Annotated in this window: 23 protein-coding genes and 1 pseudogene; 6 read left to right on the top strand and 18 right to left on the bottom strand. The window is 38.5% G+C overall.

Annotation, left to right across the window (positions count from 1 at the left end):
- Nucleotides 1-207 precede the first annotated feature (207 nt).
- The 4 genes from A3854_RS05740 to A3854_RS05725 form a co-directional block, all read right to left on the bottom strand.
- Nucleotides 208-423 carry an SMR family transporter gene (locus A3854_RS05740; RefSeq protein WP_374057403.1) on the bottom strand — a complete coding sequence of 72 codons (216 nt, stop codon included), beginning with the start codon at nucleotides 421-423 and terminating at the stop codon, nucleotides 208-210.
- 103 nt (nucleotides 424-526) lie between these two features.
- Entirely contained in the window at nucleotides 527-856 is a 330-nt protein-coding gene (locus tag A3854_RS05735) for a DMT family transporter (RefSeq protein ID WP_084041738.1), read from the bottom strand.
- Nucleotides 846-1652 carry a 3-deoxy-8-phosphooctulonate synthase gene (gene kdsA, locus A3854_RS05730; protein WP_084041685.1) on the bottom strand — a complete coding sequence of 269 codons (807 nt, stop codon included), beginning with the start codon at nucleotides 1650-1652 and terminating at the stop codon, nucleotides 846-848. The genes A3854_RS05735 and kdsA overlap by 11 nt, the downstream gene beginning before the upstream one ends.
- Before the next feature lie 10 nt (nucleotides 1653-1662).
- Nucleotides 1663-2553 carry a DMT family transporter gene (locus tag A3854_RS05725; protein WP_072593874.1) on the bottom strand — a complete coding sequence of 297 codons (891 nt, stop codon included), beginning with the start codon at nucleotides 2551-2553 and terminating at the stop codon, nucleotides 1663-1665.
- Nucleotides 2554-2705: 152 nt separating this feature from the next.
- Here A3854_RS05725 and der point away from each other — a divergent pair, with 152 nt between their 5' ends.
- The 6 genes from der (at nucleotide 2706) to A3854_RS05695 (ending at nucleotide 10148) form a co-directional block, all read left to right on the top strand.
- Nucleotides 2706-4094 (top strand): ribosome biogenesis GTPase Der, encoded by a 1389-nt coding sequence (der, locus tag A3854_RS05720; protein ID WP_084041684.1) that lies wholly within the window; start codon nucleotides 2706-2708, stop codon nucleotides 4092-4094.
- A complete protein-coding gene (locus A3854_RS05715; RefSeq protein ID WP_054196151.1) occupies nucleotides 4075-4596 on the top strand; it encodes a shikimate kinase in 522 nt (173 codons plus the stop codon). Before der ends, A3854_RS05715 begins: the two co-directional genes overlap by 20 nt.
- A 512-nt stretch (nucleotides 4597-5108) precedes the next feature.
- Nucleotides 5109-6071 (top strand): tryptophan--tRNA ligase, encoded by a 963-nt coding sequence (trpS, locus tag A3854_RS05710; RefSeq protein WP_084041683.1) that lies wholly within the window; start codon nucleotides 5109-5111, stop codon nucleotides 6069-6071.
- Nucleotides 6072-6084: 13 nt separating this feature from the next.
- The gene (locus A3854_RS05705) at nucleotides 6085-6525 is read left to right on the top strand and encodes a hypothetical protein (RefSeq protein WP_021090475.1); all 441 of its coding nucleotides are present in this window, start codon (nucleotides 6085-6087) and stop codon (nucleotides 6523-6525) included.
- A 9-nt stretch (nucleotides 6526-6534) separates the two neighbouring features.
- A complete protein-coding gene (gene serS, locus A3854_RS05700) occupies nucleotides 6535-7779 on the top strand; it encodes a serine--tRNA ligase (protein ID WP_084041682.1) in 1245 nt (414 codons plus the stop codon).
- Nucleotides 7779-10148: a tetratricopeptide repeat protein gene (locus A3854_RS05695; protein WP_084041681.1), complete on the top strand. Its 2370-nt coding sequence runs from the start codon at nucleotides 7779-7781 to the stop codon at nucleotides 10146-10148. Before serS ends, A3854_RS05695 begins: the two co-directional genes overlap by 1 nt.
- A 44-nt stretch (nucleotides 10149-10192) precedes the next feature.
- On the opposite strand, the gene A3854_RS05690 is transcribed toward A3854_RS05695, so the two are convergent.
- The 14 genes and pseudogenes from A3854_RS05690 to A3854_RS05625 all read right to left on the bottom strand — a co-directional run bounded on the left by A3854_RS05690 (nucleotide 10193) and on the right by A3854_RS05625 (nucleotide 24629).
- On the bottom strand, nucleotides 10193-11440 hold the full coding sequence (locus tag A3854_RS05690) for a DUF2920 family protein (protein ID WP_084041680.1): 1248 nt from the start codon (nucleotides 11438-11440) through the stop codon (nucleotides 10193-10195).
- Nucleotides 11441-11469: 29 nt separating this feature from the next.
- The gene (locus A3854_RS05685; RefSeq protein WP_084041679.1) at nucleotides 11470-12048 is read right to left on the bottom strand and encodes a hypothetical protein; all 579 of its coding nucleotides are present in this window, start codon (nucleotides 12046-12048) and stop codon (nucleotides 11470-11472) included.
- A gap of 8 nt (nucleotides 12049-12056) precedes the next feature.
- On the bottom strand, nucleotides 12057-12551 hold the full coding sequence (locus A3854_RS05680) for a TlpA family protein disulfide reductase (protein WP_084041678.1): 495 nt from the start codon (nucleotides 12549-12551) through the stop codon (nucleotides 12057-12059).
- Entirely contained in the window at nucleotides 12541-13230 is a 690-nt protein-coding gene (locus A3854_RS05675; protein WP_054196145.1) for an ABC transporter ATP-binding protein, read from the bottom strand. Before A3854_RS05675 ends, A3854_RS05680 begins: the two co-directional genes overlap by 11 nt.
- A 1-nt stretch (nucleotide 13231) precedes the next feature.
- A complete protein-coding gene (locus A3854_RS05670; RefSeq protein ID WP_084041677.1) occupies nucleotides 13232-14374 on the bottom strand; it encodes an ABC transporter permease in 1143 nt (380 codons plus the stop codon).
- Nucleotides 14361-15653: an ABC transporter permease gene (locus A3854_RS05665; protein WP_084041676.1), complete on the bottom strand. Its 1293-nt coding sequence runs from the start codon at nucleotides 15651-15653 to the stop codon at nucleotides 14361-14363. The genes A3854_RS05670 and A3854_RS05665 overlap by 14 nt, the downstream gene beginning before the upstream one ends.
- Nucleotides 15650-17029 (bottom strand): Fe-S-containing protein, encoded by a 1380-nt coding sequence (locus tag A3854_RS05660; protein WP_084041675.1) that lies wholly within the window; start codon nucleotides 17027-17029, stop codon nucleotides 15650-15652. Before A3854_RS05660 ends, A3854_RS05665 begins: the two co-directional genes overlap by 4 nt.
- Before the next feature lie 49 nt (nucleotides 17030-17078).
- A complete protein-coding gene (locus A3854_RS05655; RefSeq protein ID WP_084041674.1) occupies nucleotides 17079-17600 on the bottom strand; it encodes an iron transporter in 522 nt (173 codons plus the stop codon).
- A gap of 20 nt (nucleotides 17601-17620) precedes the next feature.
- On the bottom strand, nucleotides 17621-19561 hold the full coding sequence (locus tag A3854_RS05650) for an FTR1 family iron permease (RefSeq protein WP_084041673.1): 1941 nt from the start codon (nucleotides 19559-19561) through the stop codon (nucleotides 17621-17623).
- 259 nt (nucleotides 19562-19820) lie between these two features.
- Nucleotides 19821-20381 carry a formate dehydrogenase FDH3 subunit beta gene (gene fdh3B, locus A3854_RS05645; protein ID WP_021090689.1) on the bottom strand — a complete coding sequence of 187 codons (561 nt, stop codon included), beginning with the start codon at nucleotides 20379-20381 and terminating at the stop codon, nucleotides 19821-19823.
- A gap of 11 nt (nucleotides 20382-20392) precedes the next feature.
- Entirely contained in the window at nucleotides 20393-23047 is a 2655-nt protein-coding gene (locus A3854_RS05640; protein ID WP_374057404.1) for a formate dehydrogenase subunit alpha, read from the bottom strand.
- A gap of 60 nt (nucleotides 23048-23107) precedes the next feature.
- Nucleotides 23108-23302 (bottom strand): annotated as a pseudogene (locus tag A3854_RS10020) (hypothetical protein); the annotation flags it as partial.
- Between the two features lie 77 nt (nucleotides 23303-23379).
- Nucleotides 23380-23586, bottom strand: a complete 207-nt coding sequence (locus tag A3854_RS05630; protein ID WP_009294906.1) for a twin-arginine translocation signal domain-containing protein — start codon at nucleotides 23584-23586, stop codon at nucleotides 23380-23382.
- Between the two features lie 302 nt (nucleotides 23587-23888).
- Complete coding sequence (locus tag A3854_RS05625) at nucleotides 23889-24629, bottom strand: thioredoxin domain-containing protein (protein WP_021090833.1); 741 nt, start codon at nucleotides 24627-24629, stop codon at nucleotides 23889-23891.
- Nucleotides 24630-24659 lie beyond the last annotated feature (30 nt).

The following is a 24659-nucleotide window of genomic DNA, read 5'->3' as shown; positions in this document are numbered from 1 at the left end:
AAAGTGTATTGCTATTTGTATAAATTTATTTTGAATTTAAAAATCAATATTTTGTAAAAAATAATATTTAATATAAAAACTTCTTAAAATTAGTTTTGATATTATTTTTTAGAATATATTAAGTAAATGAATTTTTAAGTTATGTATTTTAAAACCTATTCTTATCTTATCAAATTAACTTCATGTTCATGCTTCTAAATTTAGCACTTAAATGATCTTTAACATCACCACGCTAATGATGACGAACGATAAAAAGAGGGCTTTTTCTAAATTTACCTTTTCGTTGTTAAATACCACGCCAACCAGCACCGCCCCAACAGCTCCCATGCCCGTCCAAATCGCGTACGCCACCGACATCGCCATCGCCTGCATCGCGTAGCTCAAAAGCCAGAGCGAAAGGGCGAAATTCGCGGTTAAAATCAAAAAATTCGCCGCTTTTTCACGCCGACGCTTTTTTGAAATTTGGTTAGAAAAAGTACGCCCGAGACCTCGCAGCACCCGGCCGCCAAAAGAGCTAAAACGTGCGTCAAGATTTTAGCCTCTTTAGCCCCAGTACGCCCACGATCAGCGTCGCTATGAAAAATAGCCGCAAGGGATCTGGCGCCTGGCCGCTTGAGCCGTATTCGCTAACGCTTTCGGCAACCACGATAAAAAACGCTCCAAGTCCCACAAATACGGTATACGCGACGCTAACGGGGATATATTTTAAAGCCTTTATAAACGATACGAAGCTAACGCAGACCAACGCGGCAGTAAGCGCGAATCCTACGGCGTTTTGGGCGTGTTTTAGCCCGTACGTCCAGCCGCACTCGGCGACCGCGCCGCCTAGCACCCATAAAAAGCCCTTAGTTTGCATAGCCAAGAGCCTGCTTTATCTTAAAAATTTGAGCGATATTTGCGTCTAGCTCGTCCAAATTTAACATATTCGGTCCGTCGCAAAGCGCCTCGCAAGGATTTACGTGCGTCTCGTAGAAAAATCCGTCCACGCCAGCAGCAGCAGCCGCTCGCGCTAGATACGGCACGAATCTCGCGTCACCGCCGCTTTTCTCACCCAAAGCCGACGGCATCTGCACGCTATGCGTCGCGTCGAAAATCACCGGCGCAAATTCGCGCATCAGCACCAAATTTCTCATATCTACGACTAAATTTCCGTAGCCAAAGGTGCTGCCTCGCTCCGTTAGCCACACGCCGTTTTGTTTAGCGACCTCGTATCCTTCGCCCTTTACGCCGCGCGTTTCTAGCACTTTTTTCACCGAATGCTTCATCGCAGACGCCGCCAAAAACTGCCCTTTTTTGATATTTACCACGGCTTTTGTCTTTGCAGCAGCCACTAGCAGATCGGTCTGGCGGCACAAAAACGCAGGGATTTGCAGCACGTCGGCCACTTCGCCTACGGGTGCGGCCTGATAACTCTCGTGGATATCGGTTAAAATTTTAAAACCGAATTCCTTTTTGACCTTGGCTAAAATTTCGCAACCCTTCTCCAGCCCGGGCCCGCGAAATGAGCTTATGCTTGTGCGATTTGCCTTATCAAAGCTTGATTTGAAATAAAAATCTATCCGCTTATCTTCGTTAAATTTAACTAGCCTTTTTGCCACGTCGAAAACGAGCTGCTCGCTTTCTATGACGCAAGGTCCCGCTATTAGTATCATTTTTTCTCCTTTATTTTTCTTTCACAACTAAAATTCCACTCACTATTACTAGCAAGATTCCTAAAAGTGCCGTTTGATTTGGTAATACATCACCCATAAAATAGCCAATTATAAGCGTAAAAATAACGTCTGCGTAGCTAACCGCGGCGATCACTCCAGCCTTTTTACCAACTGCAAACGCCTTTGTCATGTAGGATTGAAAAAAATATCCGCTAAGCCCCATTAGCAAGATAAAAACAACGTTATACCAGCTTGGCATGCTAAATTTTGAAAACAAAAAATCAAGTGGCTCGTAGGTGAAAAATTCTGCCAAACCCATGCAAATAAGTGGCAAAAACGAGCCCCAAAGCATAAAACTTAGTACGATAACATTCGTGCCGTAACTCTTGTTTAGCTCCTTTACACTCGTATATGCGATCGCTGCACCAAGGCCACTCCAAACGCCGATAATATCAGTCTTGCTTATGCCTAAATTTGGCTGGATAACAAGCAAAATTCCCCCAAATCCCAAAAATACAGCAAACCAGCCAAGTGAGCTTAGACGCTCTTTGAAAATAAAGGCTGCGAGGATGGCTGTAAAGATTGGATTTGTCTTTTGAAATGTAAAAGCTGTGGCCAAATTTACATGAGCGACATTATAAAAAAAGGCAAAAAGTGCGACCGTACCCACAAAACCGCGAAACATCAGTAAAAAAAAGTGTCCACCAGCTTGCTTAAATGGAAATCTATAAATGGCATAAATAACGATAAAAAGGCCTATTAAATTTCTAAAAAATACAACTTCGATAGATGGCATATCTTTGCTAAGATACTTTGCAAATGCGCCAGTAACGGCAAACATAAAGCAAGCAAAAAGCATATAAAAAATACCAAGATGCGAAATATAAAACCTTTTTAACATCACAAGACCTTTAAATTTAAAGTAGCCATTTTAATGAAAAGTGGCTTAAATTTTGGTTGATTTTTTCTTTTATTTTGGCGCTTTTAAGCAAATTTTTATACTTTATATAAGTCAAAAATTTGTATAATCAGCCATCACGAAAAGGACAAAATTTGCAAAAAGTAATATTAGTAGGCAAGCCAAATGTCGGCAAAAGCTCACTTTTTAACCGCTTAGCTGGTCGTCGTATCGCCATAACAAGCGATGTTAGCGGAACGACAAGAGATACGAACAAAGCTAAGATCGAGGTTGAGGGCAAAGAGTGCATTTTAATCGACAGTGGCGGTCTTGATGATAGTAGCGAGCTTTTTAAAAATGTAAAAGCAAAGACCTTGGCAGAGGCTAGAAATTCAGACGTCATCTTATACATGGTCGATGGCAAAATGATGCCAGATGACGAGGATAGAACCATTTTTTACGAGCTTAGTAAGCTAAATTTACCAATCGCACTAGTCATTAATAAAATAGACAGCAAAAAAGATGAGCAAAGAGAGTGGGAATTTGTAAGCTTTGGTGCGAAAAATGCCTTTGGAATTTCAGTAAGCCACAACACAGGCATAGATGAGCTTAGTATGTGGCTAGCAAAGCACATAGAGGACAAAGTGCAGATAAAGGCCGATACAAGCGAAGATTTTGATGATTTTTTAGAAAACTATAATGACGAGGGCGAGCTAAGCAACGAGATAGACTATGAAAGCAAAAACATCAGAGTTGGTATCATAGGCCGTGTAAATGTCGGCAAAAGCTCGCTTTTAAACGCTCTTGTAAAAGAGAGTCGTGCCGTTGTTAGCGACGTGGCAGGCACTACGATCGACCCAGTTAATGAAATTTATGAGCATGATGGCAGAGTTTTTGAGTTTGTCGATACTGCTGGTATTAGAAAGCGTGGCAAGATCGAGGGCATCGAGAGATACGCACTAAATAGGACTGAGAAAATTTTAGAAGAGACGGACGTAGCGCTACTAGTGCTTGATAGCTCTGAGCTATTAACTGAGCTTGATGAGCGTATCGCTGGCATCGCCTCGAAATTTGAGCTTGGCGTCATCATCGTGCTAAACAAATGGGATAAAAGTAGTGAAGAATTTGACGAGCTTTGCAAAGAGATAAAGGATAGATTTAAATTTCTAGCATACGCGCCGATCATCAGTGTTTCGGCACTTGGTGGCAAAAGAGTGCATAAAATTTACCCGCTCATAGTTGAAATTTACAAAAACTACACACAAAAAATCCAAACTTCAAAACTAAATGAAGTGATCGGCGAAGCGATCAAAGCGCACCCACTGCCACGAGATAAAGGCAGAGTTGTGAAAATTTACTACGCAGTGCAGTTTAAGACTGCACCTATCATGATAGCGCTCATAATGAACCGCCCAAAATGCCTACACTTTAGCTACAAACGATATTTAACAAATAAGCTTAGAGAGAGTTTTAATATAACTGGCGTACCTATCGTGCTAATCCCTAAAAAACGTGGAGAGAGCGATGAAAACAAAGAACAATAATATCGTTTTGATAGGATTTATGGGCGTTGGCAAAGGCACGACCGCAAGGGCGCTTAGCAAGGCTTTAAAGACCATGAACCTTGACTGCGACGACTTACTGGAGAGCTCACAAAATATGAAGATAAAAGCTATCTTTGAAGAGTACGGAGAGGAGCATTTTAGGCAGCTTGAAAAGGATCTGGCTAAATTTCTAGCAACAAATGTCAAAAATGCAATCATCTCAACTGGCGGAGGCTTTGCGAAGGTTAAAAATTTAAAGAAAATTGGCACCGTGATCTATCTAAAAGCTAGTTTTGATGCGATCATGCAAAGACTAAAAAATAGTAAAAATAGCGAGAAAAAACTCGCCAAACGTCCGCTTTTAAGTGATCTAAAAAGAGCTGAGGCGTTACATCTGGAGCGAGAGGAGCTTTATGAGAAAAAGGCTGATTACATCGTCGAAGTCGAGGGTAAAACTCCAAAGCAAATCGTAAAAGAGATAAGGATGCTTTTAAAAATTTAGTTGTAAAGTAGTGTGATTGCTGCTTGCAACGATAAATTTTTAAGATCAGGCTAGATGGCTATCTGGCGTGGTGTTGAAATTTTGAGTCTTTGAGCTAAATTTAACGTTTTGTAGTTAGAAATTTTGGCGAAGTATCGTAAGATAATTTTTTGCTTCACTTTGTTCGCAACGCTAAAGCGACGAGAGTTGTGTGATAAAAATTTTAAGATTAAGCTGGACTAAAAAGTCTAACGTGATGTTAAAATTTAAACGTTTTGGCAAGGCGAAATTTTGTTTTTAAGCCAAGGCTAGACGCATAATCTGCTAGTTAAATTTTAAGATTAGATTAGATACTAAAACTCTAATGTAACGTTAAAATTTAAAAAGTATTTTTAGCGAAGTATCGTGAGATGATTTTGATAGTTGTGTAGAAATTTTAAGCCGAGGCTAGACACATAGTCTGCCGAAAGCTTAAAATTTCAAATCTCTATCAAAAGCGCTCACGAGAAAAAGCCAAAATTTGAAAGGATAAGATGAGAGTATTAACCGGCCTCCAACCCTCCGGCAAACTACACCTTGGCAACTATTTTGCCTCGATAAAACAGATGGTTGATATGCAAGAGCAAAATGAGATGTTTATGTTTATAGCAAACTACCATGCGATGACAAGCCTTAGCGAGGCCAAAGCCCTAAAACAAAACACTTTTGAGGCTGCGTGTGCGTTTTTGGCACTTGGGATCGACCCAAATAAAAGCATATTTTGGGTGCAAAGTGACGTTAAAGACGTTCTTGAGCTTTACTGGGTGCTAAGCCAGCACACGCCTATGGGCCTACTTGAGCGCGCGCATAGTTACAAAGATAAAGTCGCAAAAGGCCTTAGCTCGCATCATGGCCTATTTAGCTATCCGGTTTTGATGGCAGCTGACATTTTGCTTTATAATGCACAGGTCGTGCCTGTAGGCAAGGATCAGATCCAGCACGTAGAAATCGCTCGTGATATCGCGATAAAATTTAACAACGAGCATGGAGAAATTTTTACATTGCCTGAGGCAAAGATCGATGAAAATGTAGCCACTGTGCCTGGCACAAACGGCGAAAAGATGAGCAAAAGCTATGGCAATACAATCGACATCTTTGCCGATGCTAAAACGCTTAAAAAGCAAATTTCTAGCATCGTGACAGACGGCACACCGCTTGAAGAGCCAAAACAGTGGCAAAACTGCAACGTCTATAATATCGCCAAACTTTTCTTAGACGAGAGTGGACAAAAAGAGCTTCAAGCTAGATACGAGCGTGGTGGCGAGGGTCATGGGCACTTTAAAGCTTATCTAAATGAGCTTATTTGGGACTATTTTAAAGATGCGAGAGAGAAATTTGAGCATTATCAAAATAATCCTGACGAAGTGTCTGGAATTTTAGAAATAGGAGCCAAAAAGGCAAGTAATGTTGCTCAAACAACGATAAAAAAAGTTCGTGAAGCAGTCGGAATTTATTAATAAAGGAAAAAATATGCAAAATTTATATCCATACGCACAGATAGTTCATCTTTTCTGTGCAATCATCTTTGTTGGTTACCTCTTTTTTGATGTAATCATTTTTAAGGCAGCTTGTAAAAAAATGCCACCTGAGCTTGCTCAAAAGGCAAAACAAGCTATCGGTTCAGTTGCTATTAAGATAATGCCACTTTGTATCTTGCTTTTGGTATTAACTGGAGGCATGATGATGAGTAACTGGGTCGGATCAAAGGCTGGTGGCTACTTTGAGACAAATTTACAAATCATTTTTATGATCAAATTTTTCTTAGCGATGCTAATCGTAGCTGCGGTTATAACAAATTTGAGTTGCAAATTTATATTTAAACGCCCTAGCCCACTTGGCAACATCCATCCATTTGCGCTAACAGCAGCAGTTTTTATCGTACTTTTTGCAAAAGTTATGTTTATGGTTTAAGGATATAGGATGATAAATTTAAAACTACTCGAGACAAATTACGATGAATTTGTAAAAAAACTTGAGGGCAAAAATGTAAAAGCTGGGCTACTTGACGAGCTTTTACAAACTTTTAACGAGCTAAAACAAAAGCGCAAAGTACTTGAAAATTTTCAAGCGATCCAAAACGCAAAGAGCAAAGAGCTTGGCATAAAGGCAAGAGCTGGCGAAGACGTAAGTGAGCTTAAAAATGAGCTAAATTTAAATAAAGCTGCGCTTGCTGATGCTGATGAGATCGTTAAACAATATGAAGAAAAGCTTGAGCAAATTTCATTTAACGTGCCAAATATCACCGACGATGACGTGCCATTTGGTAAGGACGAGGACGATAATGTCTGTATAAAAACGGTGCTTGAGCCAACTAAATTTAGCTTTACACCAAAAGAACACTGGGAGTTAGGCGAGAGCCTTGGCTGGCTTGACTTTGAAAGGGGCGCAAAGCTCTCAGGATCTCGCTTTACCGTACTTCGTGGTATGGGAGCAAGGCTTAGTAGAGCGCTTGTTAATTACATGATCGACTTTAACAGCGCGCGTGGCTTCGAGCTTGTAAATGTCCCTTATCTAGTAAGCTCAAACACGCTTTTTGGTACTGGTCAGCTGCCTAAATTTGAAGAGGACCTTTACAAAGTGTGTGACGAGGACCTCTATCTCATCCCAACCAGCGAAGTGCCTGTGACAAATTTATACAATGACACGATCATTGAATCTGAGCAGTTACCTATAAAGATGACTTGCTACTCAGCATGCTTCCGCCAAGAGGCAGGCTCAGCAGGACGTGACACTAGAGGCATGATCCGCCAGCACCAGTTTGAAAAGGTCGAGCTTGTAAGCATCACAAAACCTGATCAAAGCGAGGGCGTGCTTGCTGAGATGATATCTTGTGCTAGCGACTTGCTAACTAGCCTTGGTTTGCCTCACCGCCACATGCTTCTTTGCAGCGGCGATCTAGGCTTTAGCGCGGCAAAGACGATAGACCTTGAGGTTTGGTTGCCTGGTCAAGGTAAATATAGAGAAATTAGCTCTATATCTAACACTCGTGATTTTCAAGCAAGGCGTGCAAAAATTCGCTTTAAAGATGGTAAGAAAAATATGCTTGTAAATACGCTAAATGGCTCAAGTCTAGCTGTGGGTAGGACTCTTATTGCTATCATGGAAAACTACCAAAAAGCAGATGGCACTATCGAAATTCCAGAAGTTCTTAAAAGGTATATGTAGTGGCTGAAGAAGAGGTTGTAGTTTTAAAACCACCTGGCGAGCAAGCAGAGCAAGCGCCTGAAGAGGCAAAAGCCGAAGCACCTGAAGAGATCGTCTCGCTTGAGAGTATCGCAAGTGAAGGCGTGTTACAAGATGAGAGCATCCCAGAGCCAATCCCTGTAAAAAAGAGCAATAAAAAGCTCTTTATAATAGCAGGCGTGGCCGTTCTAGTGCTTATCATCTTGATAGTGGTTTTGCTAGTTATCTTTCTAAAGAAAGACAAAAAAGAGAACATAGATACTGCAAGTATCGTAAAAAATATAGAAAACAACTACCAAACGCAAAATTTTGGCGCTTCAAAGATCGATGAAATGATAAATAAAGCCAATCAGCTTTATGAGCGTGGCAATAAATTTGAAGCTCTAAAAATTTATGAAAATATAGCTGTTTATAACCAGTCTCTCTCAAACTACAACCTCGGTGTTTCGCAGATGAAACAAGAAAGATGTGATGAGGCGATCGTATCTTTTAATAAAGCTATAACTGATAGAGAAAACACGGCGGTTAGTGCGATAAACGCTGCCGTTTGCTCACTCGAGCTAAATAACACCAAAAATTTTAACTACTATATAGGACTTGCTGACTCATTTTTGCAGTATGAAAACAACTCGCCACTTTATAGCTATTACTACGCGCTTATAAACTACTATAAAGGCAACTATTACGAGGCGCTTCAAGCACTTTCTCATCCAAATACTGCAGATTATAAAAACGAATATGCATATTTAAGTGCAAAAATTTTATCACTTCTTGGAGATGATGAGAGAGCAATAGCCAAACTCGAGAGCCAAAAGGCATTTAAGGCCGACTTCACGCTAGCGCAGCTCTACGCAAGACTTGGCAAATACGACAAGGCAAGGGATTATCTAACAAAAGCTTCTAAAAACACGCCAAATATCGATCTTATCAAGATGACTGAGGCGCTAATTGATCTAAAAACTGCTGATTACGGCGACGCGGCTGCATTTATCAAAGATGTTTACGACTACAATGCTTCTTTGCCAAGCAAAATTTACAAGATAAAAACGATACTAAAGCCTGATCTTTTTGATGTCAGCCTAGCTCAGGCACACTTTAGTGACGATATGTTTTTTGATAGAACAAGGCGCTATGAGACCCTTTTTTACTTCGCACCTTACAAGGTCTTTGATGCAAAACAGAGTATCGAGCAGATAAGAAAAGGTGGCGTTAGTGTCTTTTTAGACGACACTTCAGCAGCAAATGACTATCTTAGCCAAAGTGCAGCTGCTTCAAAAGTAAATGCAAAACTTAGCGAAGCTATTGCAAAAGCACTAAGCTACCGCTTAAAAGAAGCAAATAAAGAGTTTGAAGAGCTAGCCAGCACTTATCCAAATCACTCTATCTTGCAATACAATCTCGCCTTAAGTTACGCTCAGCTTGGAAATTTTAGCCTTGCAGCAAAGCACTTCATAGCAAGCTATCATCAAGATGTAAATAACCATCTTGCAGGTATTTTTGGGGCGATTTGTCTAGATATAAATAGAAATTTAAACCCAAAACTCATTGAAGAGATCGGCGAAAATTTAGAAAATGATAAGAGTTTAAAGCCTGTAAATTTATATGCCTCGCTTCTAAGCCTGGTTAACGGAAACCAAAGTGCGATGATAAGATGGCTTGAAGAGCCAAAAGAGCAGACAATGCTAAATTTAGCCTTTGATATCATCATCGCTAAAATTTCAAACAATGATGAGCTAATGGTAAAAAAAGCTGATGAGCTACTAAAAATTTTGCCAAATGATATTATTGCAAATATCTTAAATTTCATCTCGAAAAACAAAGAGCAAAATGTCAAAGAGTATGCAAAAGCGATACAAATTCACTTTAATGGCAAGCAGCTTGATTCAAACGCTTTCTATCACGGTGCTGATATCATCAAAAAGCAATACATCAAGCTACTTCAAATTTCAGGCTTACTTACAAGAGAGCGTGATAAGTTAAGAGCTGAGCTAAAAAATGCTCCAAAGAATATAAATTTAATCCAAACTCTAGCCTATGTCGATATCTTTACAAACGATTTTGAGGAGAGTTATAAACTTTATAATCAGGCAATCGATGAGTTTAAAGTAAATGACGCTAGCACATTATTTTTAGCATCTGTGGCAGCAACAGGAGCTGGAAAAGTATCAAACGCGATCGCACTTTTAGAGCTAACAAAACTAAATGATGCTAGTGCTATCGAAAATAGAATAGCTCTTGGCCTAATGTATCAGCAAATAGACAATATAAAAGCAGCTCTTATACAATACAGCAAAATAGGAAATGTTGAGTATGAAAGCGAATTTTATGACTTTGAGATAGATAATGACTGATAAAAACTAGGTCTTTATGCACCTAGTTTTAACTATTTTAAATACTAAGCAATATCTGAAATTTCAAGATTTATTTGATCTAAGACTTCACTAAATTTATAGATCGTATCGCCGCATTTATACTCAATACTCTTGCTGCTCTTCTTGTTTTTTTGAGATAAAATTTTCTCCATCATACTGGGAAGCTCTTTTTGTAAAAGTAGTTTATAAGACATCCCCATTCCATGCGTTAGAGACTTTATAAATTTGCCATCAACCTCACTCTCATCTTTTATCATATGTAGTGTTGCGTTAAATTTAAGCTTCTTAAGAGCCTCGTAAAGCTCGATTTTATCCTTTGCTGGGGCTATTTCTTTATCGAAAATACAGTGATAGCTCACGTAAATTGGCTTTTTATAGCTGCTTTGAACATTTAAATGATCTAAATTTAGGATATTTCTTATCTCTTCTCTTGCGTCAATAAAATAGTATGGTGATTTTTCATTAAGTGTCCAGTGGGTCTTATCAAAAAAATAAATATATAAATTTTGATACAAAGTGTCAGTGCCAAAACAAAAATAGTTAGTAAAATCAATCTCTTTACCAAAACCAATAAGCCGCCATAAAAATATAGCGTAAGAGCTATTATCTATCACCCCATCAACTAGCCATGGAGCGATCTTAGCACACATATGTGCCAGATATCCACCATGTGAGCTGCCTATCATTATCACTGGCAGATGTTCAAATTTGGCATTATTTATATATTTTTTTGCGTAAAGTACAGCATTTAGCACATCCATTGCTTGCATAACGCCAAAATTTTGATATTCATTTTTTGTTGGCACCATCGTAATGCTAGCATTTAGTCTAAAATCAGCCGGCAAAATACCTCTCTCTTTTCGAATAGTAATCTCTTTGCTAAGAAATTTAAGTAGCAAATCAACCTTCTCGTGGCAGTCGATACTTTTTAGATCAATTGGTAAATTTATACCTATGCTTGATAGTTCTCTTGTTAAGATTTTGCGATCTATATCATCAAGTCCAAATTTCGCTCCAAGCTGTGGGCGATTGCCTATGCAGTGATAATCCACACTAATACATGCAACATCATAAGTCTCTGCCATAGTCCGAATAAGATTAGCTCTATATCCAAGGTCAGAGTCTTCTCCAAGCCCAGGGATAATCACCAAAAGAGCTTTTGCATCCTTGACATCGTCATAACAGGAATAAAAGGAGAGAGGAAAGCTTCTTTTTATACCAAGTTCAATATCATCACAAGATGAAATTTCATAGCTTCCATCAACTAGCATTTAAATCCTTTTAAATTTACTAATTTCTCCTATTTTTGCGAGACGTTATAAAAAAAGCTAACGATCTGTTTTGCTAGGCGTTCTTTAAAAAACGGCCAAATGTAGCTTGGCGAATAGACATTACCAGCTTGCATAAGCGAGATATTTGTCGCCTTTTCGCCACCATTTTTTGGACGCACTAGTACGCTTACTTGCATGTGATAAGTATAGCTATTCGTATTAAAGTCATCATCATCGTAATAGCCAAATGGGAAAAACATCGAGTAGCCAAAGCCAAAGCTTGGTCTGCCAAAGCCATATCCCATGCCCATCGAAAATCTAGGATCTCTTTTGATTATCCTGGAAAAGCTTTGCACATCGCCAAGGATGATGAAGTCGGCGTTTTTGATATTTGGCTCGTTTCTAAAGCCAGCCTTTGCAAACTCGCTTAAAATTTCAGCATTTACATCTTGTCCAGTCGCACTATTTTTAAAATTTACATAAACGCTTTTATTTGCTTCATTAAGCGTAAAAAATATAGGCTCGCTCGTTTTGACCGAGATATTTGGAGTACTACTAGCACATCCAACAAAAAATACCGCTAAGACAAATAAAAAGAAATTTTTCATATTCACTCCTACAAGAGCGATCTTATAGCACTTTCAAGTACACTTTTTGGTGTAAGACCGATAAATTTTGATCGCATCTTACCATCTTTATCAAAAAAATAGATAACTGGCACGCCCATGACGCCACCAACTGCCTTACTAAAGTAATCAACTGAAACCTTATCGCTCGTAGTTTTGAATGTAATGTTGTGCTCTTTTAAAAGCTCAATATCTTTATCAAAACCCTTACTAGGCCCTAAAATTCCAATGAATTGAACATCTTTACCATACTCTTTTTCAAGCGTATTTAGATCAGGTATTGCGGCCTTGCACACTCCACAGTCAGTGCCAAAGAAAAATAGCATATATGGCTTATCGTCTATCTTTAGGCGCTTTTCTGTTGGGAAAAATTGCGTATCAATGCCGCTTGAGTCATTTAGAGTGATGTGATGCTTCTCATACTGCTTGACGCAGCCCATAACTAGGGCTGAGACTAGACATAAAAATAAAATTTTATATCTCATTTGGCACCTTTGGGTTTTCAATAGTTCGAATTTTCTCTAATTTGCCATGTCTTAGATAGACGATCTTATCACCATACTCGCCAAGATCAGGGTTGTGAGTTACTAGAAGTATCGTCTTGCCATCTTTTCTTAGCTTGCAAAATAGATCAAGTATAACTCTTTCATTTGCTTCATCAAGGTTACCAGTTGGCTCATCTGCTATCAAAATTTCAGGATCGTTTATGAGCGAGCGTGCGATACAAAGGCGTTGTTGCTCACCACCACTTAGCTGACTTGGTCTGTGTGTTAGTCTGTGAGAAAGACCAACTGCCTCAAGCGCCTTTTTAGCATCCTCTTCATCAACTGAGCTGTGATAGTACTGAGCGATCATCACATTTTCAAGTGCGCTAAGATATGGCACTAAGTGAAACTGCTGAAAAATAAGACCGATCTTTTCACGTCTAAATTTAAGTGTATCATCAGCATTTAGATTGCTCGCATCATCCCCACCGAGCATATAAGTACCACTGCTTGGAGTATCCATTAGTGAAAGGATATTTACAAGCGTACTCTTACCGCTACCACTTGGTCCCATGACGCTGACCCACTCACCTTTTTTAACCTCAAAATTTATATCATCAAGTGCTTTAACATCGCCAAAAATTTTACAAATATTTTTTAATTCTAGTGCATTTTGCATATCATTCTCCTCTTAATGTATCTGCCATTTTATTATTAAGTGCCCGTTTGATCGGATAAAATGCTGCGATCGCTGCAAATAAAAGCGAAATTATCACAGCTACTGGGATGCTTAAAATTCTAAAATCAATACTAGAATCAAATATCGCATAACCTAAAATTTGAGCTAGTAAATATCCTAAAAATGCACCAACTAATGCTGAGATGAGCGCTGTCACAAATGTCTCAAAGCCAAATAGCTTTAATACATCTTTTTTGCTTGCACCTATGGCTCTTAGAAGTGCGATCTCCTTTGAGCGAGAGAGCAAGATAGCACTAAGCGTTGTGTTTACGCACATTGAAGTAATGAGCAAAATAACAAGGCTAACAAGTGCCATTAATAGCTTGATCTTTTCCAAGATATAGCCCTCAGACTTTGAAACCTTTGCCACTGGTTTTGCAGCTATTTCATCATTGCTTATAGTCTTTGCAAGCGATGTTATCTCGTCAAAGTTACCAAGCACAACAGCTTCAGCATAGTTTATTTTGCCAGCTTTATTTGAAATTTTTTGAGCCAAAGATAGTGATGTGATCAAAAGTGCGTCCTCTTTGTCGCCGCTTGCCACTACACCTTTTATCTTTACATTTATACTCTCATTTGAGCCAATGGCGCGAATTTCTATGTCATCGCCTGCTTTAAAGCCAGCCTGACGAGCTAGATCGACGCCTATTAGCACGTTTTTATCGTCAAAATCGACATTTATCATCGTTCCATCTCTAACATCTAAAAATGGTTTAACTTTTTTTAGATTGCTAAATTTTGTTCCCATGACGATAGCGTTTGTTGGACCGATATTTGCCTGAGCAAAGAGATAGCCGCTCTCACCAAGAAGCTTGTCTTTTGGCACTTTAGCGATCATCTCATTGTAAGTTTTTTCACCCATATCATCGCTTGTAGCCATATCTTTTGGAGCAAAGATCATATTTGCACCATAAGTTTTTAGCTCGCGTGAGACCTTAGAGTCTATGTCAAGATAGACATTAACAAAAGCCGCACACACGCATGCTCCAAGCAAGATAGAGATCACGATGACCATTACTCTTGATGAGCCATTTTTTAAACTTTTATAAATTGTATTGTAAAAGAATTTGCTATTTGCGGTCATATAGCACCTCCGCAGGTAGTAAATTTATGACGTTTCTCATTGGCATTAGCGAGCCAACGACTGAGATAAGCAAGGCAAATGCCACGCTTATAGGTAGCACGATCCAAGCTATGCCTATGCCATGAGAGAATATGATGTAAGACATCACGTAGCTTAGCGCATATCCTAAAAATGCTCCTGTGATGCCAGCAAAAAAGGCAACCACAAGGCTTTCGCTAGCAAAAAGGGCGTAAATTTCAAAGTTGCTAGCACCTATAGCTTTTAAAAGGCCGATCTCTTTCTTACGGCGGTAAATTTCACTTGTCATTAGTGACGTTATACCAATAGCTGAAACCACAAGAGCGATGATGCTAACGATACCCATTAGGCTTTGGATTTTCTTTACGATATTACTCTCTGCATCGCTTACTTGAAGGCTTGCCTTTGCGCTAACGTTTGGTAAATTTTCTTCTATCTGAAATGCGATTGATCCTGCATAGGCTGAGCAGTACCATTTATCGTACTCTGCGCTATCAAGATTGTCTAAATTTCTTCTTGCTTTTAGCGATAGGTCATTTTCTGGGATCGTCATGGCTGAGACCTCAGCTTTTGTGTATGAGCCAGCGTGTCCAGAGAGATCTCCAGCAAGCTTTAGCGAGCCAACTAGCTTATGCGTCTCATCACTAGCTCCTTTTAAAATTCCAACTATTTTAACCTCTCTTACGCCATTTTTGCCCACAAGGCTAAGCTTGTCGCCAACCTTTAAATTTTTAGCCCTAGAAAGTTCTTCGCCAACTAAAATTTCATCCATACTTTCATCTTTTGGCCAAGCGCCCTCAACGCCCCAAAAACCATACAAGCTCTTAACGCCTGTGCTAAATTCTGGTTCATCTTTTAGACCGATATTTTTATCAAAATAGGTTCCTTCAAAGGCAAATTCAATTCCTTTTTCATCTTTAACTTTTGTTTCTAAAAACGGCGCAAAAGCAACGATATTATTTCTCCAAAAGATCTCTTTTATCTTATAGATATCAGCCTCTGGGAGTAAATTTTGTGATTTTAGTGGGGTGAAATTTTTACCCTCTATCTCGATGCTTAGGCTCTCACCGCGTGGCAAAACGACGATATTTGAGCCATATCCTCTAAGCTCGGTTGCTACTTGATCGCCGATTTTTAGCGTAATGTTTAGCATGCAAGCTATCAAAAGAGCAGCTAGCAAGATAGTGATAAAGGCCATCGTCTTTTGCACCTTTGAGCCCGTGATCGAGCTTTTTATCATTCTTAGTTGCATATTTTTCATTTTAACGTTCCATTTGTTTCTACATATTTTTCTGGATTTGCTTCAAATTTCGCCTGAGTTTCGTTATTTTCAAAGAAATATGTGCGTCCATAGTATAAATATGATCTTGACTCAAGGTTGCTCACCTTTTTGCGGCTAACTGGGTCAAGCACCATTTTTTCGACAACCTTACTAAAGAAATTTGCTCCATCTGTAATAGTTTTATAGTCGACTATGATATTTTTGCCATCGAAGATAAATGGCATTGGTATCGGATTGCAACCGCCCTCTTTGCCAACTGATGGCAAGAAAATTCTAACATTACAAGAGATACAAATAAGATCATTTCCTCTCTTTATATAACCCATATCGCCGCAAATCATACATGAGTCAAAGACGATAACAGGCGATACACGGTCGCTAAAGCGGTTTAACAAGAAAAATCTTATCTGCTTGCCCTCATCTGTAATGTAGGCAAATCTGTGAAGTTCATTATCTTTTAGCATATCAACATCAAATATAAATTTATCTCCCACTGGCTCAACTAGCACTGGCTCTGAAATTTCAGGTGGACGAGATGCGTAAAGATCATAATAGAGCGAAAATCCAAGTGCTATCAAAATACTACAAAATGCAAATTTTGCATTATCAGAAATATTTTCTCTAATGGCTTTTGTAAAGCGGTATTTGATAGAACCAAATTTATTTTTATCAATACTTTTTGGCATAAAGAAAAGTACAGTGATGCATAAAAGTAAGATCACAAAGATATAAAAATAAGTACCAAATTCTGATACGTAAATACCTTTTGCACTGATAGATAGAATTTGAGAGTTTAACTCACTGCTTATTTTTAAAGCCCCAGCACGCAAAAGCTCAAGTGCTGTCTGAGAGCTCCTATCGATTAGCAAGAAAACTAAAGTGATAAGGGCTAAAATTTTAGCTATTAATGGAGAAATGCTAGATTTTAAATTCGAAATAAAAAAGAATAAAAATACGAGCAAAATCATTGCAAATATCATTAGAAAGAAGCTAATGACCGAAAGCGTATCTAGTAGCTCACCACCAAATAGTGGAAATAACACACTGCTTGAACTATAGCCAAAGCCAAAGCCGATGCCTAAAACAAAAAACGTTACAATTTTTGCTATCTTAAGCTCAAGAAATATCCATAAAATGCTAATTAGTAGAAAAACTAGCGTCACTGAATCGATGAAAATTTTAAACTGATCATCTATAAGTGCGTGACGAACGACTTTAAAAATAAATACGCCAGCTACGACTCCAAGAAGTGACGGTAAAAAGAGTGTTTTTAAACTTTTATCCTTGTTATTTAAGGCAGCAAAAAGCGTAAATCCAAGGAGGGCTAAAAAGACCTGATAGAAATAAATTGACATAACTAAACCCTATGAGAATTTTTAAAAGGGGCGAGAACGCCCCTGGTGATTATTTAACAGGACCGCCTGTCCATTGAAATTTATAAGTTGTTGTGAAAGGCTCAAACCATTTACCAACACCGCTCTCTTTGTCAGCGTGACGACCAAAACCTTGTTTTTCTGGATTATCAATGTGGAATTTAAGCTCATAGTTGCCTACGCCTGTATCCATTTTTACGTTAGCACCGTAGTGTGGGCCATCGCTTGCAACCATTGGCATAAAGGTACCTTTTTTAACTTTGCCGTTATCAAGGTTTTTTAGCTCGTAGTTAATCTTTAGGTATGGGATCCACTCACCTTCGCCAAAGCCGTTTTTATTACCAGCAATAGCGTGTATGTCAGCTTCTAGGTGAAAATCAGCTAGGCTTGGAGCTAGGTCAATACCCTTTGGTTCCATGTCGATTGGTTGCAAATAAACTGCAGCTATCTCCATACCATTAGCCTCTACAGGCTCACCGATTGGGTGCTCACCAGCAAGTGCAAAACCAGCTGCTAGGCTAAGTGCTAGAGCTGAACTAAGAATTTTATTCATATTCTCTCCTTTAAATAAGATTAATTTTTATTTTGTTTTGATTTCATAATAACGATGCCAATAACTAGGGCAAGCACCATAATGATTTGAGGCACTAAGCTCTCATAATATGGCTGAAGTCCTAGCCAGTCCCTCATCCAGTCAGGGAAGCTAAGTCCATTTATGATAGTTGGGATGAAAATTTTACCCTCAACTAGCTCGCCGACACCCTTACCAACAAAGACGATCGACATATAAAAGATGATCGCTGACGTAAATATAAAAAATGGTTTAATAGGAATTTTAACAGCAAAAATTTTAAATAAGAAATAGACTATTAAAAGAACGACAAGTCCTATCACAAAGCCAGCTGCTATCATTGAGTAACCAGCTGAATCTTTAGCTCCAAAAATAAGTGCCTGATAAAATAGTACAGTTTCAGCACCCTCTCTAAATACTGCTAAAAATACAGTCCACCAAAGCGTTGTAGTTGAGCCACTTGAGATAGAGTCAGAGACGTGTGATTTGATGTAGTCATTCCATTTTTTAGCACCAGCATTTGAAAGAAGCCAGAAACCAACATAAAATAGAAGTCCCACTGCAACAAGCATCGTGATGCCTTCCATAAGCTCTCTTTTTTGACCTGCTGCCTCGCCAAAAATGACATTCATTAGCCACGCCATGACAAAGCTTAAGATAACAGCCACGCCAACTGAGCTATAAACAACTTTACCCATCGCTTTAGCATTACCAGTTTTTACAAGATATGCAACAACAGCAGCAACAATGATAAGTGCTTCAAAGCCTTCTCTTAAAATAATAGTCAAAGCCCAAACGAATAAAGACCAAGGTGAGCTTGAGCTGCTAGTTTTCTCAAGTGCAGTTGCAAGCTGAGATGACATTTTGCTTGCACTTTCTTGAAGAGTTTTTTCATCTGCGCCTGACTTCATAAGGGCTACGAGGTTACCAAATGTAGCTTCAATAGCTGTTTTTAAATTTACATCTATTGCACCTACTTTATTCTCCATACCGCTACCTTCAAACTCATCAAAGTAGATGTCTTGGATATCGCCCATGGCTTTTTTTACATCACCATTTTTATAAAGTGTGATAGCAGCTTGAATTTTGTCGTTTATGTTTTGAACGACTTTGGTATAATCTACACCACTATCTTCTTCAGAAGCTGCTTCTACATCGCTCATATCAACTTTTGCAAGTTTTGCAGTATCAGCTGGTAGTTTTGAGATTGCCTCATATGCTAGCTTTTTGATCTCATCTAGCTTAGTTTTAAAATCATCTTTGCTTATACCATTTGTGATACCGCTGATCGCTTCGCCCATCTTTCTTTGGATATCAGCATCTATGCTTTTACCATTTTCTATATGCTGGCGAATAGCGATTTCAAGTTGAGTATTTCTGTAGTCTGTAAATTTAGCATCTTGGATAGCACTTTTAGCATCATCTTGTTTATCGCTCTCATAGCTTGCTATTGCTTTATCTATATCAGCTGATAAATTTGTAAATGCCACCTTCCACTCAGGGATAAATTTAGAAGTATCATAATCAGTTGTAGCAGCTTGAGCTGGGCTGTCTGAATACTCACCAACTAGTCTATGTCCTTTTAAGATAACTGGTAGAACTTCAGCGATCTCGCTATTTATCTGATCTATTCTTTTTTGCACATCATCTGGCGCTTCGCCTGCTTTTATCGCCTTTCTGATCTCGCCAAACTGCTTCTCCATTGAGTAAGCTTTTTTCTGACCTAAATTTATTCTGATGCCAGCTTCGACATCTTCAAATAAGCCAAAATAAGCATTTTGAGTATCACTGACCGCTTGTTCAACATTGCCCGCTCTATACTCTGTTATTACTTTTTGTAGCGACTCTTTTATCTGAGCTGCGACCTGCTCGTAATCCTCATTTTTTGCTATAAGCCAAATAGGCAACAACATAATTAGCATAAATTTTAAGAATTTATTCATTAAATAAACCACCTGTGAGATTTTTTTGAAGCGAATATTACCAAGGTTTTACTTTGATTAAAATAAAAACGATTATCATAAAATAGAGCAAATTGAGATAATAAAGAGAAATTTGTCTTCAAATAGCCAATTTTAAATAGTTTTAGAAATTTTCTAATGTAAATTTAAAATTTATCTTTTGAATAAAAAATAGTAGCTTTATAAAAATGAAAAGGTTTTAAGTTTAAAATTTAAAGGAGAGCAAATACTCTCCTTCTTGTTAGGCATTTAGCCCAGTGTTTCTTAGCATAACGCGTTTGCGATATACGTTTGATACTTCAGCCGCATCTCCAACTAAAAGTGCATTTGTAGCACAAACAGCCGCACACATAGGCACTTTTCCTTCGGCCATTCTATTTTGACCGTAAAGCTCTCTCTCCTCGTGTGAGTTTGTTGGCTCTGGACCGCCTGCACACATTGTACATTTATCCATAACGCCCTTTACACCAAATGCTCCATCTTTAGGGAACTGTGGTGCACCAAACGGACAAGCATATAAGCAGTAACCACAGCCTATGCATATATTTTTATCATGAAGCACGATGCCATCAGCTCTAATGTAGAAACAATCGACCGGGCAAACTTGCTCGCAAGGTGCATCAGTACAGTGTTGGCATGCAATAGTAGTTGAAACCTCTTTACCTTCAATGCCATCGTGAAGCGTAATGACCTTTCTTCTATAAATTCCTACTGGAAGTTCATGAGCAGAAGAGCAAGCAACTTGGCAACCATAACAACTAATACATCTATCAGTATCTACGAAAAATTTCATTCTTGCCATTTTATTCCTCCTTACTCTTTACCCATGGCGTCTCTCTCGCCATATTCATGGAAAAACGATGTTTTAAATGTATTTTCCTCAGCTTTTTCTATACGGCAAAGACCTGCGTTAAACTCTGAAATTTGAGTAACTGGGTCAAATCCGTAGTTAGTAACTGTATTAAAGCTCTCGCCGATAACATAAGGCTTAGTACCCTCTGGATAGCGAGCTGAAAGATCAACACCTTGCATAATACCAGCGAAGTTGTATGGCATACAAATTCTATCTGGAGTTACCATCTGGCTATGATAACATCTTACTTTGATCTTTGTGCCTTGTGGGCTGTGAATCCACATCATATCGCGGTCTTTTATGCCGTATTTTAAAGCTAGCTCTGGATTAACATTAGCAAACATCTCTGGCGTAATAGCTGATAGATATTTACTAGTTCTTTCTATCATTCCCGCACCACTTAAGTTTACGACGCGTTGCGTGCTAAACACAATTGGAAATTCTTTTGACCAATCTTTTGCTTGTTGCTCTGACTTAAACTTAGTAGAAACACGGAAATTTCTAGCTTGATCATCAAATGTCGGATACTTTTGAACAAGATCCCAGCGTGGTGAGTGAATAGGCTCTCTATGTTTTGGAATAGGATCGAGGAATTCCCAAACGATAGCTCTTGCCCTTGCATTACCATAAGGCACAACACCTTTTTCACGGCATTTTTCAAAGATAATACCACTATAATCCATGCTCCAGCTTGGTCCCATCTTAGCTTTCTCTTCTTCAGTTAGAGTTATACCTAAGACTTTTTCTATATTCTCTTTTGTGATTTGTGGATAGCCACCTTTTATAGCTGAGCCAACAAGCGTTGTCTCTTCGCTAGCTAGCTGACTAACGCCATTATGCTCTAGACCAAAGCGATTTCTAAAGCCTGAACCACCTTCAACATAAGGCTTGCTCATATCATATAGTATTGGTGTTCCAGGGTGTTTTTCATCCCATGCTGGCCATGGTTTACCGTAGTACTCACCTTTAACTTCACCGCCAATACCTATTAGCGTATCTGGATCAAATTTATCCCAGTTTGCTTGATGGCGTCTAAACATCTCAGCTGTTCTACCACCATAACCTATAGAATTTCCAATTCTTGCTATCTCATTTGTCGCATCATCAGGCCATACAAAATCATCTTTTACTTGTTTTATTTCACGATCTACGATACCCATTTTCATGCCTCTTACGTATTCATCGTAAAAGCCAAATTTCTTAGCAAACAAGAACATGACTTCATGATCGCCCTTACTCTCATAAAGTGGATCAACAACTTTTGTTCTCCATTGACCTGAGCGGTTTGTTGCACTTAAGTGACCTTCATTTTCGAATGCAGTTGCTACTGGCAAGATATAAACGCCATCTTTTCTGTCTGAAAGGATAGAAATTTCATTTACAAATGGCTCTGCTACAACGATCATATCTAGTTTTGAAGCTGCTTCTTGGATTTTAGCCAAGTGCGCCATAGATGTCAGACCAGTTCCTTGAACCCAAAGAACTCTTAATGCACCACTACTAAATGTATTCTCCTCTTTCAAGACGCCTTGCCACCATTTTGAAAGTGACCAGCCTTTTTCGTTTCTCCAGTTTCTATCTTCTGGATGTTTAGGATCGTGGTAATAATACTCTTCAAAGACTGTGTTTTTAACAGGAGTACCGCCTTGTTTTGGCTCTTTTGTTGAGACTGCAAAGCGTTTAATAAATTCGTCATAATCAACGCCCCAGCCTTTGCAGTAATATTTCCATGCTGCATCAGTTAAGCCATAATACATTGGCAAGCTATCTGAAAGGTTACACATATCAGTTGAGCCTTGAACATTGTCGTGACCACGAATGATATTACAGCCGCCGCCTGCTTTACCCATATTTCCTAGAATTAGTTGAAGGATAGGTAAAATTCTTGTATTTGATGTACCAACTGAGTGTTGAGTGATGCCAAGTGCCCAAACAACAGTACCTGGTTTTGTATGAGCTAGGATATCTGCGGCTTTTAGTAGCTTATCAACTGGTACTCCAGTAACATCAGACGTAACCTCTGGTGTCCAGTGCTCAGCCTCTTTTCTTATCTCATCAATACCGTAAGTTCTATTTTCTATAAATTCTTTATCTTCCCAGCCATTTTTAAGAATGATGTGGATAAGACCATAAACAAGTGCGATATCAGTTCCTGATCTTTGTCTCAAATAAAGATCAGCATGTGCAGCCGTCTTTGTAAAATTTGGATCAGCTACAATTACTTTTGCATTGTTTCTATCTTTTGCTTGTAAAGTGTGCTTCATGCCACCAACTGGGTTTGCCACAGCTGGGTTTGCTCCAATGATAAATATACATTTTGAGTTCGCAGCCATATCTCCAAAGTGGTTTGTCATCGCGCCATAACCCCAAGTATTCGCCACACCGGCGACTGTTGCGCTATGTCAAATTCTTGCTACGTGATCGTTACTGTTTGTACCCCAAAATGCACAAAATTTTCTAAAGTAATATGCTTGCTCGTTGTTAAATTTCGCAGATCCTAAGAAAACAACACTATCAGGGCCGTCTTCTTTGCGGATCTGAAGCATCTTATCGCCGATCTCGTTTACAGCTTGGTCCCATGAAATTCTTTGCCATTTACCATCAACTTTTTTCATAGGATATTTGATACGTTGTTTGCTGTGTGTAAGGTCGATCTGATCGATACCTTTTGAGCAGTGTGAGCCCTGAGATATCGGATGATGCATCGCCATATCTTGACGAACCCAAACACCATCTTTTACCTCAGCCTCGATACCACAGCCTGCTGAGCAAATAGAACAAATCGTTCTAACCTTTTTTGAGCCAGGGAAAGGATTTTTTATCTCCTCATCACTTGCTTTTCTTATCGTTTCATTTTCTCCAAAAGCCATTGTGCTTCCAGCACCAAGTGCGGCTAGCTTTAAAAATGAACGTCTTCCTATACGTGCATCACTCATGGTTTTCTCCCTTAGTAAGCGATTTTATAGTAGGTTTCCCAGTTCTTGCTTTTTTTATAAAGCACCTCTTTTTTGTTTGACTTGCCAACGACGACACCATTGTCATCAGGAGCTAAGTCGTCACTAGTCACTTTTGCTACGGCTGAGACTGCTAGTACACCGCCGGCAGCACCGACTTTTAGAGATTTTTTTAGAAAATCTCTTCTTGATCCTTGCATTTTTTCTCCTTAGCTCTCAAACTTAAAAATTTGAGAATTTGGTTTGATTGGTCTTCACAATTTGCAACTTTAGAAATTCTAAAATATTGCAAGGCCTATTTCAGGGCTTTTTATAGCCTAGATTTAAACTCTGCAAATTTAGCATAATTGCAAGATAATCAAAGTAAATATAAAGCTTTAATTAAATATGTTAAGTTATTGTTAAAAATATAAGAAAATATATTTAATATTTTAACTTTTATGAATTTTGAGAGAAAGGCTAATTTAAAGTATAAATTCTAGGGAGAGCTCCCTAGAAAAGATTATTTTAAATCACTTTTATTTATTATAAATGGAACTGATCTAACTCCAGCTGAGAAATATTTTTTACGTAAAGTATCGATCTTGTCACTCTCTTCTTTGCTAACATTTTTTTCATCCACGTTATAATCTTCAGAGAAATACTTTCTTAAAATTTTAACCTTATCGCTATCACTTTTTGCATTTTTTATATCTTTATAGATCAAAGCACTTTTTTGCAAAGATGATAGTTCATGCACTGGAGTTAGGATGATTTCAACGTTATTGTCTTTTAATGTCGTTTCGATCTTTGCTAGCTCGGCTCTACAATATGGGCATTCAGGATCTGAAAACATAATAAGAGTTGGCTTTTTGCTATCATTGCCAAGAGTTACAACATTTGCCTTGTCTTCATTTTTATAAATTTTAGCTAGTGATTTTACTAAATCAAGTGCTGCTTTTTCTGCGATTACCTTTTTTTCTTCAGCCAAATAAGACTTTTGCTCCTTTAAATTTACAACATCAGGAAACATAAGATCGCCCTTAACAAAAGTCACATCTTCTTGAGACATATCTCCTTTGCTAAATTTTAAGCTTACTTTTTCTATATCATCTAAAATTTTAGTGCGTTCTACGACTTTTACATTAACACCATCGATATTTTGATTTTTAAAAACTTCTGAGTAAAAATCTTCTATTTGCTTATCGCTTGCTGCCATTAGGCTAGTTGCCGCTAATATTGAGGCCAAAACCACTTTTTTCATTTTTTTCCTTTTTAAAAATTTGGCGGATTA

Origin of the sequence: Campylobacter concisus (genome assembly GCF_002092845.1) — a bacterium.
In the GTDB taxonomy this organism is placed as follows: domain Bacteria; phylum Campylobacterota; class Campylobacteria; order Campylobacterales; family Campylobacteraceae; genus Campylobacter_A; species Campylobacter_A concisus_AQ.
The sequence above is the reverse complement of the archived record's forward strand: the minus strand, read 5'-3'. Positions and strand labels throughout refer to the sequence as shown.